The organism is Planococcus sp. ISL-109 (genome assembly GCF_018613655.1).
Lineage (GTDB): Bacteria > Bacillota > Bacilli > Bacillales_A > Planococcaceae > Planococcus.
The window spans coordinates 1-2,060 of the sequence record NZ_JAGGPW010000039.1 but is presented as its reverse complement, the minus strand read 5'-3'; the positions used below and the strand labels follow the sequence as shown (position 1 = coordinate 2,060).

Below are 2,060 nucleotides of genomic sequence, written 5' to 3'. Positions count from 1 at the left end.
AGCTCCAATGGTTCCGCTCGACTTGCATGTATTAGGCACGCCGCCAGCGTTCGTCCTGAGCCAGGATCAAACTCTCCATTATAGAAGTAGTTGATTGCTCAATACTGCTGGCGTATCGCCGTCCGAAGACGCACGATTCGCTTTGATCTGCACAAGGGCTGATCAGTAAGTTAAGTCACGAACACCGAGATGATCGAAAAGCTGTGCGGTGATCGCCAAAGGCGACCCTCGCAAAAGCCGTTCGCACGCCTAAGCGCTCGTGACGTCTTTCGTTGACGTTTTGCTGTTCAGTTTTCAAGGTTCAAAGTTCAAAATTTTATTTGGAGCGGGTGAAGGGAATCGAACCCTCATCATCAGCTTGGAAGGCTGAGGTTTTACCACTAAACTACACCCGCATATTATAGAAGAAACAATGGTGCGCCCGAGAGGACTCGAACCTCTAACCGCTTGATTCGTAGTCAAGTACTCTATCCAATTGAGCTACGGGCGCAAAGATTAAAAGGTATGGTGCGGCCGAGAAGAGTCGAACTTCCACGGGATTTCTCCCACTAGGCCCTCAACCTAGCGCGTCTGCCATTCCGCCACGACCGCAAGTAATTATATTTTTTGGGACAAATTCTATTATATGACATTCACAACTCATTGTCAACAATGATTTTCTAAAAGGTTTTTATCTCGGTTACCCTAAAGTGGCTGGGGTACCTGGATTCGAACCAGGGCATGACGGGATCAAAACCCGTTGCCTTACCGCTTGGCTATACCCCATTGAAAAAAATGGCGGTCCCGACCGGGATCGAACCGGCGATCTCCTGCGTGACAGGCAGGCATGTTAACCGCTACACCACGGGACCATTTGGTTGCGGGGGCAGGATTTGAACCTGCGACCTTTGGGTTATGAGCCCAACGAGCTACCGAACTGCTCCACCCCGCGATAATAATAAAATTTTCAATGAAGTTACATATAAAACATTATACTAGAAATAGTAATCTGCTATATGTATGGTGACCCCTACGGGATTCGAACCCGTGTTACCGCCGTGAAAGGGCGGTGTCTTAACCGCTTGACCAAGGGGCCATATAAATGGCTCCGAAGGTAGGACTCGAACCTACGACCATCGCATTAACAGTGCGGTGCTCTACCAACTGAGCTACTTCGGAATAATGTTTTATTACTTGTCGACTTTTCCTATTATAAAGACCCTTACGGCAATCGTCAACACTTTTCCTACATCATTTTATATTTTTATTTCCAGCGCATCTTCTCTTTAAAATATTTGCGTGAAAAAGTTTCGTTCTGGAGCACACGAAAAGTCCATCCACCTACTTTCCTCCTAATAGCTCCGCCACTGAGGTTCATTGAGTCATCCACCGCATTTGTGTACTAAGCTATAAACTTACCCCCTCTTTCCTTCTATATAATTATTATCGCTTCTGTCTAATTGTCCATCCAATTCACCAAGAATGTGACACGATTTTCTCGCTATAGCTCGTTGGACTGGAATCGAGTAGAGGGGAAATAAAGTAATTCATTTCCACCCCTCTCACAACGCCGTACGTACGGTTCTCGTATACGGCGTTTCAATTTATATTACAGTGTGTACTTTTAGATAACGCTCTAAAGCAGAGGGGATGCCCCTCTGCTTTAGTCGTTTAGTTGAGAGTGCTCGGTGGACAACTTTCGATTGCCCGATAAACCGATAACCTTTCCTGCAATAAGTTCAGCCCTTGGCTTTTTCTTCAGGTATCTCTAGTTGGATTAGCGATTTGATTTGTTTTCGGGGTTTCTTCCATTTTTGGACTTTGACTTGTGTTGGAGCCTTATCCCTTTGAAGAGCCTTCGTATCAGATTTCTGTTCGTCGAGCCAAGATTTTATTCCACGCTTCCTCCAGCCCTCACCTCACGATAAGCACCTTGCGCTTCCTTAGTGGTTGGTCGATGTGTACCCCCACAGTGGACTTTCACCACCTAGATAATTGCCATGCCTGGCACACACAAAAAACATACTAAGATTAGTAGGACAAACCAAGGCATTGGTTTGTCCTACTATTTTTTTTATAGT

Annotated in this window: 8 tRNA genes and 1 rRNA gene; all 9 read right to left on the bottom strand. The window is 45.7% G+C overall.

Annotated elements, in window-relative coordinates:
• A 16S ribosomal RNA gene (locus tag J7E21_RS16115) occupies positions 1 to 82 on the bottom strand; the annotation flags it as partial.
• 239 nt (positions 83 to 321) lie between these two features.
• Positions 322 to 395: transfer RNA gene (locus tag J7E21_RS16110), tRNA-Gly, on the bottom strand.
• 18 nt (positions 396 to 413) lie between these two features.
• Positions 414 to 490 (bottom strand) — tRNA-Arg (locus J7E21_RS16105).
• Positions 491 to 505: 15 nt separating this feature from the next.
• A tRNA-Leu gene (locus J7E21_RS16100) sits at positions 506 to 591 on the bottom strand.
• Positions 592 to 690: 99 nt separating this feature from the next.
• Positions 691 to 765 (bottom strand) — tRNA-Gln (locus J7E21_RS16095).
• A 10-nt stretch (positions 766 to 775) separates the two neighbouring features.
• Positions 776 to 851, bottom strand: a tRNA-Asp gene (locus tag J7E21_RS16090).
• 3 nt (positions 852 to 854) lie between these two features.
• A tRNA-Met gene (locus tag J7E21_RS16085) sits at positions 855 to 931 on the bottom strand.
• Positions 932 to 1,000: 69 nt separating this feature from the next.
• Positions 1,001 to 1,075, bottom strand: a tRNA-Glu gene (locus tag J7E21_RS16080).
• A gap of 7 nt (positions 1,076 to 1,082) precedes the next feature.
• Positions 1,083 to 1,158 (bottom strand) — tRNA-Asn (locus J7E21_RS16075).
• Positions 1,159 to 2,060 lie beyond the last annotated feature (902 nt).